We start from the raw sequence: 7,453 nt of genomic DNA, 5'->3' as shown, positions 1-7,453 counted from the left end.
GGTTGGAATTCCGTTGTACGGCGAAACGCTGATTGGGCAGTGGAAAGCCAAAATTGCGAATTATCCCGATGGGCTGGCGCAAACGATGGTCGAGCATTATCTCAAATTTGTCCCAATTTGGGGAATGCAATCCAAGCTTGCGAAACGGGATACAAAGCTTTGGTACTACCAAATCCTGGTTGAATCAGCCCAAAATCTTCTCGGTGTATTGTCTGGCTTGAACCACTTGTATTACTCAACATTTCAATTCAAGCGAATGAGCAGATTTATTGAGAAAATGGAGATTGCCCCTGAAAATCTTGTTTCTCGTCTCGAAGGCTTGTTTTGTGATGAAGCCCCTGTAGCTGTCAATGAACTTGAAGCATTGGTTCGAGAAACTGTAGAGCTTGTGGAGGTTAATATGCAAAGAGTGGATACTTCCGAAGCAAGACGGAGATTAGGGTGGAGACAGCAGCCGTGGAAACTAGGCGGATCAGATCGGTGAGGAATTCCAGCTAACAACCGTTTTGCAGCCCTCTTTCATTGCTAAAGCGTAGCCCATTTTAAACATCGCTTTTTAGCCCATGAGAGAAAATGACCTCTCGATTTTGTCGTTAGTCTTGTAAAGGTAACGAGCGCGGAGGGATTTGAACCCCCGACCCACAGAACCGGAATCTGTTGCTCTATCCACTGAGCTACGCGCCCTTAATCTTCAATATTATAGCACGTCTGTGATAAAATTCGCAGTCTTAAAGATAATTAGCAGGGTCTACGGGTGTACCACTCCGACGAACTTCAAAGTGGAGATGGGGGCCAGTTGAGAAACCTGTGGAACCGACAGCAGCGATCGCTTGTCCGCGTTCAACTGCTTGTCCCTCAGAAACATATAACTCGCTGCTATGCCCGTAGAGTGTAGTCATACCATTACCGTGGTCGATAATTATCGCTCTGCCATAACCACCATACCATCCAGCAAAAATTACTGTTCCTGAATCGGCTGCCCGAATTTTACTACCATAGCTGGCGGCAAAATCCAACCCGGCATGAAAGCGACGATAGCCAAGAATAGGGTGAACCCGCCAGCCGAAGGAACTGCTAGTAGAAGCATCGCTAGGATATGCCATTACACCAGTTCCCCGAATGATGATACCTGTTCTGCTGTTGGTTTTTCCTTGGGCTTCTGCTACCTTTTGTTGAATCAAGACTTCCAGATTTTTCGATTCTCTTTCAAGCTGATTTTGCGCTGCTTCCAAGGCGAGGCGATCGCTATTCAGGCGTTGAATCAATTCTGATTGTGATTGCGCCTGGGTTTGATAATCGGCTTTTTGTGCTAAAAGTTGCTCACGAATTAAGCCAATTTCGTTTTTTTGCTGTTCTACTTCCGTTTTTTGTTTGTCGATCGAGTTTGCTTGGGTGTTGAGTTTTACCAAAATTTTCTGGTCTGCTTGAAACACTAACTTCAACTGATGACGACGGCTGAAAAAGTCGCTGATATTTTCACTTTCGAGCAAAACTGCCCATCCCGCAGAAGCAGGCGATCGCTGGAGGTAACGCAATCGTGCTACTGTTGCGATTTGCCGCTCCTGATATGAACGTTCTGCCACATCTAAATCAGTTTCTAACTGTTGGAGGCGTTGGCTAGCGAGTTGTAATCGTGATTCGCTCTCTTGAAGATAGCTATCTGTAGTTTGCAGATTTTGCTTTAAACCAGTCAGGTGTTTTTGGGCCTCTTGTTGGAGATTAGTTAAGCGATCGCGCTCTCCAACGACACCCTGACGCTGCTGGTTCATTTGTTGCTGCTGTTGTCGCAGAGTATCAATAGACCCTGTAGACGTTGCGTGGGCTGGAATTAATGCCAAACAAATCCACAAAACACAGCAAAATGCAATAGATAAACAGCAATAAATCTGCTTTTTTTCTAGAAATCGCCCTCTCATAGTGCGAACCTAATCAAAACGATACTTTCAAACACTATGAGGATTATTCCCAAAATCTGATTCACCCACGCCAACACATTATTAAATTGTCTGCCACTTTGTAACACAAGGATTCTATCTGTGTCAGCATTGAGCAGGGATGTGAGCGGGTGAGATGTATGAACGCACGTATAGCAATTTTCTTAATTACCTTGGTTTTTCCAGGTTTGGCAGTGGTGGGAGTATCGTTGTATTGGTTCAATCTCGATTATGCAGCACTGATCAAAGCTGAAAAGTATGTGGAAAACTTGGTAGAGGTTGGAAAAGTAAATGATAGACAGTTAGAGTATGCCTATCATCGCACCTACATTCATCGCATCAACGTATTTGCCGATGGTACTTGGGGATTACTGGGAGGTGTAATTACAGGACTAGGCATACATGGATTAGTCACTATCAGTAGACCGAAAAGCTCTGCGATCGCTAAAAATATGTGAACAAAATGTGAGTGATTAGCAACTACGAACCCAAATCTCACCGTAGTCGTCTTTCCCAAGGTCTACTATATCTTCAGGAAAGCGCTTGAGAAACTCATCTGGAGGCAACCATTCTTGAAATACAAATGAATGCATTTCAGCAGGTACAACATTAATCAGTATCTTTCCCAGATTGGATAGGTAATCTATACAAGCACGGGTGGTCTTAATTTCGCGTTCTATTATATGATATTCAAATGACAGTAAAGGAATTGGTTGTGTCAGCCCTTTTAAAACTTCAAGCTCCCACCCTTCAACATCAATTTTGCAATAGTCTGGTTTTCCAAATTCATCAATTGCGCGATCGAGAGTGGTGATAGGAACTTGAATACTGCTTTGTACTGGGCTTATCCAATCCTCATGAAAACTTGCGATTCCACTTCGTTCGCGAGTGTACAATGTTGCTTCTCCAGGTTCTGCACCAACGGCATTCTGAACGGCATGAAACTTATTGCGATAATGACTGCATCGAGCTTTTAATTCTCTCATGCATTGGGGCTGTGGTTCAAATGCCACAACTCTTGCACCTGCTATAAGAAAAGCCTCTGATTTTTTACCTATGTTTGCACCAACATCGAAGCAGAGACTATCAGAATCTAATAGCTTTGAGAAGAAAGAAATTTCTCGTTGAAAATAATCTAAATCATCTTTTAACTGTTCTTGATTTAACAAGCGATATAAATTCCTAATGGGTCTATATAGACCAGTTGAGATGCAAAAATCCTTTACAACTGACTTGATAGCAGTAAGTTGCATCTTGTATTTACCTCAATTCAGTAATTTTTGACTGATAAACTATAAAACATATACTAGGGCTTTTTTCTTACTCTCATGAGAGTATAATTAATGAAAAAATTCGTAAAGCAAAATCTAAAGGGTTTCTGAGTTAGGTTGAGTAGATTTTAGGCTAAATCTAGTTTAAATGAGCAGTCTACCGTTGCGATCGCAAAACTTTTCGGTCTACTGACTATATAAAGAATAGGAAGTGTGGGAGCAGCAAAGAAGTTGCTGCAAGTCTTTCCCCTCTGCCCCTCTGACTTTTGTAGTCAATGCCCATTAATTACGATTAGCTTTCCAGTTTGCCAAATCAGCTAAAGAGCGATCGCGGTAACGTCCATAACGCTCCGGTTTACTTTTGATTTTCATTCCTAAATCGGGGAAAATCCCAAAGTTAGGGGGCATTGGTTGGAAATGCTTCGGCGAAGCAGAACTAATAAATTCTAATAACGCACCGATCATTGTTGTTGGTGGTAAAACCAAAGCTTCTTTACCCAAGGCTAATCGCGCTGCATTAATTCCCGCCAAGCAACCACCCGCAGCCGCAGCGGTATAACCTTCAGTACCAATCAATTGTCCAGCAGCTAACAATGTCGGACGCTCTTTAAATTGCAAGGTAGGATGCATTAACTGAGGAGCATTAATAAAAGTGTTGCGGTGCATTACTCCCAGCCTGACAAACTCTGCTTTTTCTAAACTGGGAATTAATTGAAAGATTCGCTTTTGTTCGCCCCAACGCAGATTTGTTTGAAATCCTACCATGTTCCACAGTTGACCAGCTTTATCTTCTTGTCGTAACTGCACCACAGCATAAGGACGTTCCCCTGTGCGAGTATCTGACAATCCCACTGGCTTGAGGGGGCCATAACGCATGGTATCTTCTCCGCGCTGGGCTAGTTCTTCTATGGGTAAACAGGCTTCAAAAAATTTCGCCGTTTCTCGTTCAAAACCCTTGAGTTCTGTTTGTTCGGCTTTACAGAGTTCTTCCCGAAAGTGCAAGTACTGCTCTTTATTCATTGGGCAGTTGAGATAAGCGGCTTCACCTTTGTCATAACGTGATGCCATAAAAGCAATGTCACGATTAATCGATTCTCCGACGATAATCGGGCTAGCTGCATCAAAAAAGCTCAGGTATTCCATCCCTGTAAAGCGCTGCAAATCTTCTGCTAAATCGGGACTAGTTAAAGGCCCGGTTGCCAAAACCACAATCCCTTCAGGAATCGCAGACACTTCACTCCGGCGGAATTCAACTAAAGGATGACTCGCTAAAGTTGCAGTTAAATCTTGGCCAAATTGTCCCCTGTCTACGGCTAGCGCCCCACCAGCAGGTACGGCGTGTTCATCAGCTTTTGAGATGACAATCGAACCGAGTTGGCGTAATTCTTCGTGCAATAATCCCGCCGCGCGATCGCTTGCCATTGCCCCAAAGGAATTACTACACACTAATTCTGCTAAATGTTCTGTATGGTGAGCCGGACTAAATCGCTTTGGACGCATTTCATGCAGAATTACTGGCACTCCAGCTTGGGCTATTTGCCAAGCTGCTTCTGTCCCAGCTAGTCCACCTCCAATTACTTGTATCGGTTGTATTTCCATAGTTAAATTTTTAATTCCCATATTATAAGTATCCATCAGCATTACAAAAGTCAAATTAAATAAAAATTGATGTTAAACCACAACAAGTGCAAATAAAGTATTGGGTCAATTGTAACGTTGAGACTAGACTTTCAAGGTTTTTTACAATCGTTTTTGCCATAATATGAAAAGCCACCAGCAGCGCTGGGCTGAACATTTTTCAACTGGCACACTACTAGGAAGTGCGTTAGCGTAGCTTACCGTAGGTATCGCGTCCTCAGCCCTTGCCTAATTGGATTAATCAAAAAAGTAGCAAAATTAGTCATAAAAGTAGGTTTTTTAGATATAAACCCTTGATTTATGCTTGTTACAGATGATACATTAAGTATGCATTCATAATTAGCTAAAAATGCGTAATTAGGACGTGATTTATGACTAAAAACAAAATTAAAGATAACGTCGCTTTAAATCTAGCTCCAATTATGTTTATTGAAGAAGTAACAGATGATGAGGAATTGAAAAGTGTATACGGTGGCGTAACGCCTCCTGTTTCACGACTAACCCCTGAAATTATTGCTGCTCTTGAAAAGCGCGGTATTCAAGTGTTTATCGATCCTAACAACCCAGATATATTAACAGAAGAGGCGTTATCTGCTTTAAAAGACATTTGGACTAATCAGACGACATAGTAGATACAAATGATTTTCATTAACTGTAGCAATATGCAATACTAGGGCGTGTTTGAAAACACGCTCTATTCTAAAAAATAGGTTATTCTCAGTAATCTTGGAATTATTCTAATGGCTTATCAAAGTCATTTGATATTGTAATCAAATCTTTGGCAGTACTAAATAACAGTAGTTTTCACTCCTTCCATGCTTGGGAGCGCGTTCAACTTTGGCAACAGACAATCAACCCAACAGATGAACAAGCACAAGCTTGTCTGAAAGAAAAGCGATCGCTATCCCCAAAAAAAAATTAACATTAACCTTAGAAGTGTTAATTTTTCATCACATAAACTCATGGGTTACTACATCGCTCCCCGCTTTTTGGACAAACTTGCTGTCCACATCACCAAAAACTTCCTGAAGCTTCCTGGCGTGCGAGTTCCTGTGATATTGGGTATTCATGGACGTAAAGGAGAAGGTAAAACATTTCAATGTCAACTAGTCTTCGAGAAAATGGGTATCGAAGTAACTCACGTATCTGGCGGCGAATTGGAAAGTCCAGATGCCGGAGATCCAGCGCGGTTGATTCGGTTGCGCTATCGGGAAACAGCAGAACTGATCAAAGTACGCGGCAAAATGTGTGTACTGATGATTAACGATTTAGATGCTGGTGCTGGACGCTTTGATGAAGGCACTCAATATACTGTAAACACACAGTTGGTGAATGCCACACTGATGAATATTGCTGATAATCCCACAGATGTGCAGTTGCCGGGCAGCTATGATTCCACACCTTTGCATCGTGTACCGATTATTGTCACAGGTAATGATTTTTCCACCCTTTATGCACCGTTAATTCGGGATGGACGGATGGAAAAATTCTACTGGGAACCAGATAGAGATGACAAGGTAGGAATTGTCAAGGGGATTTTTGAACCGGATGGACTGTCACAGAAAGAAGTTGAACAGCTAGTTGATACTTTTGTCAATCAGTCCATTGACTTTTTTAGCGCTTTGCGATCGCGCATTTATGACGAACAAATCCGCAACTACATTCATAAAGTAGGTTTTGAGCAGATATCCTTGAGTGTGGTTAACAGCACTCAAGGGCCACCAGAGTTTAAAAAGCCAGATTTCAGGCTGTCTCACTTAATCGAGTCTGGAAACTTCCTGGTTGGCGAACAAAAACGGGTAGAAAGTTCCCATTTGGTTGATGATTACAATCGACTCAATCGAGGTAGAAATTCTCAATCAGCACCACCTGCTGTTGTAACACCTATTAGTCAGCCGTCAAATGGTGCAACCAAAGAAGTAAAAACTAATCAATTCCAGAAACAGCAAGCATCAAGTGCCCATTTAACTTTAGAGACACAAGAACAGATTCGGCAATTATTGTCTCAAGGTTACAAAATTAGTATCGAACACGTAGACGAGCGCCGCTTCCGTACAGGTTCTTGGCAAACTTGTGTTCATAGCCACATTGATGCCGAGTCTGATGCCATCTCAAATTTAGAGGCAACTTTGTCAGAATATAGCGGTGAGTATGTGCGCTTAGTAGGTATCGATCCCAAAGCCAAGCGGCGGGTGGTGGAGACAATTATTCAGCGTCCCAATGGAAACAATTAGGGACAGATGCAGCAGAATCCAGGAGTTAGAAATCGGAAGTTAAATTGACAGTTAGAAACTTCGTCTACACAGACAAAACCCGCGCAGGCGGGTTTAAAAAAGCTTTTTTTAAATCATTTGCGAACGAGAAGAAAACCTTAAATCCCCAACTTCTTAGAGATTTAAGGTTGCAAATTCGAGTCACTAGGGTTGTTGTTAATTCTTAAACAACTGGAAACAATATATTTCCTCAATTTGAAAGCTGAATTTTTCCCTTTTAGCTACAAGTACTAGCTGAAGCTGAGGTCATCGTTCTTAAATCGCTAGTAAATGCGGCTGTGTATTGATAAGGTGATGAACCAGAGCAATTCATGGAATTTGTATTAGTGCCACGAGG

7 protein-coding genes, 1 tRNA gene and 1 pseudogene are annotated in these 7,453 nt (G+C 42.1%); 5 read left to right on the top strand and 4 right to left on the bottom strand.

Annotated elements, in window-relative coordinates; genetic code table 11:
- Positions 1-484 (top strand): annotated as a pseudogene (locus tag IQ229_RS06265) (hypothetical protein); the annotation flags it as partial.
- Between the two features lie 127 nt (positions 485-611).
- Here the strand turns inward: IQ229_RS06265 and IQ229_RS06260 are convergent.
- Together IQ229_RS06260 and IQ229_RS06255 are read right to left on the bottom strand one after the other, a co-directional pair.
- Positions 612-684, bottom strand: a tRNA-Arg gene (locus tag IQ229_RS06260).
- A gap of 44 nt (positions 685-728) precedes the next feature.
- Positions 729-1,916, bottom strand: a complete 1,188-nt coding sequence (locus IQ229_RS06255; RefSeq protein ID WP_194042223.1) for a murein hydrolase activator EnvC family protein — start codon at positions 1,914-1,916, stop codon at positions 729-731.
- Positions 1,917-2,074: 158 nt separating this feature from the next.
- Between IQ229_RS06255 and IQ229_RS06250 the strand changes: the two genes are divergently transcribed.
- The gene (locus IQ229_RS06250) at positions 2,075-2,392 is read left to right on the top strand and encodes a hypothetical protein (protein WP_194042221.1); all 318 of its coding nucleotides are present in this window, start codon (positions 2,075-2,077) and stop codon (positions 2,390-2,392) included.
- A 15-nt stretch (positions 2,393-2,407) separates the two neighbouring features.
- On the opposite strand, the gene IQ229_RS06245 is transcribed toward IQ229_RS06250, so the two are convergent.
- Entirely contained in the window at positions 2,408-3,103 is a 696-nt protein-coding gene (locus IQ229_RS06245) for an FkbM family methyltransferase (RefSeq protein ID WP_194042219.1), read from the bottom strand.
- 384 nt (positions 3,104-3,487) lie between these two features.
- Positions 3,488-4,804 carry an FADH(2)-oxidizing methylenetetrahydrofolate--tRNA-(uracil(54)-C(5))-methyltransferase TrmFO gene (gene trmFO / locus IQ229_RS06240; protein ID WP_194042225.1) on the bottom strand — a complete coding sequence of 439 codons (1,317 nt, stop codon included), beginning with the start codon at positions 4,802-4,804 and terminating at the stop codon, positions 3,488-3,490.
- Between the two features lie 410 nt (positions 4,805-5,214).
- Between trmFO and IQ229_RS06235 the strand changes: the two genes are divergently transcribed.
- The 3 genes from IQ229_RS06235 to IQ229_RS06225 all read left to right on the top strand — a co-directional run bounded on the left by IQ229_RS06235 (position 5,215) and on the right by IQ229_RS06225 (position 7,077).
- Positions 5,215-5,472, top strand: a complete 258-nt coding sequence (locus IQ229_RS06235) for a hypothetical protein (protein WP_194042218.1) — start codon at positions 5,215-5,217, stop codon at positions 5,470-5,472.
- A gap of 149 nt (positions 5,473-5,621) precedes the next feature.
- Entirely contained in the window at positions 5,622-5,765 is a 144-nt protein-coding gene (locus tag IQ229_RS06230; RefSeq protein WP_194042216.1) for a hypothetical protein, read from the top strand.
- A 40-nt stretch (positions 5,766-5,805) separates the two neighbouring features.
- A complete protein-coding gene (locus IQ229_RS06225; protein ID WP_194042215.1) occupies positions 5,806-7,077 on the top strand; it encodes a ribulose bisphosphate carboxylase small subunit in 1,272 nt (423 codons plus the stop codon).
- Positions 7,078-7,453: the final 376 nt, after the last annotated feature.

The sequence above is a fragment of the Nostoc cf. edaphicum LEGE 07299 genome (assembly GCF_015207245.1).
GTDB lineage: Bacteria > Cyanobacteriota > Cyanobacteriia > Cyanobacteriales > Nostocaceae > Nostoc > Nostoc edaphicum_B.
This window is presented reverse-complemented; position numbering and strand designations above follow the sequence as displayed.

Excerpts from the sequence above, each read along its gene's own strand:
- IQ229_RS06255 (WP_194042223.1), bottom strand. The coding sequence starts at position 1,916 with ATGAGAGGGCGATTTCTAGAAAAAAAGCAGATTTATTGCTGTTTATCT.
- IQ229_RS06250 (WP_194042221.1), top strand. The coding sequence starts at position 2,075 with ATGAACGCACGTATAGCAATTTTCTTAATTACCTTGGTTTTTCCAGGT.
- trmFO (WP_194042225.1), bottom strand. The coding sequence starts at position 4,804 with ATGGAAATACAACCGATACAAGTAATTGGAGGTGGACTAGCTGGGACA.
- IQ229_RS06235 (WP_194042218.1), top strand. The coding sequence starts at position 5,215 with ATGACTAAAAACAAAATTAAAGATAACGTCGCTTTAAATCTAGCTCCA.
- IQ229_RS06225 (WP_194042215.1), top strand. The coding sequence starts at position 5,806 with ATGGGTTACTACATCGCTCCCCGCTTTTTGGACAAACTTGCTGTCCAC.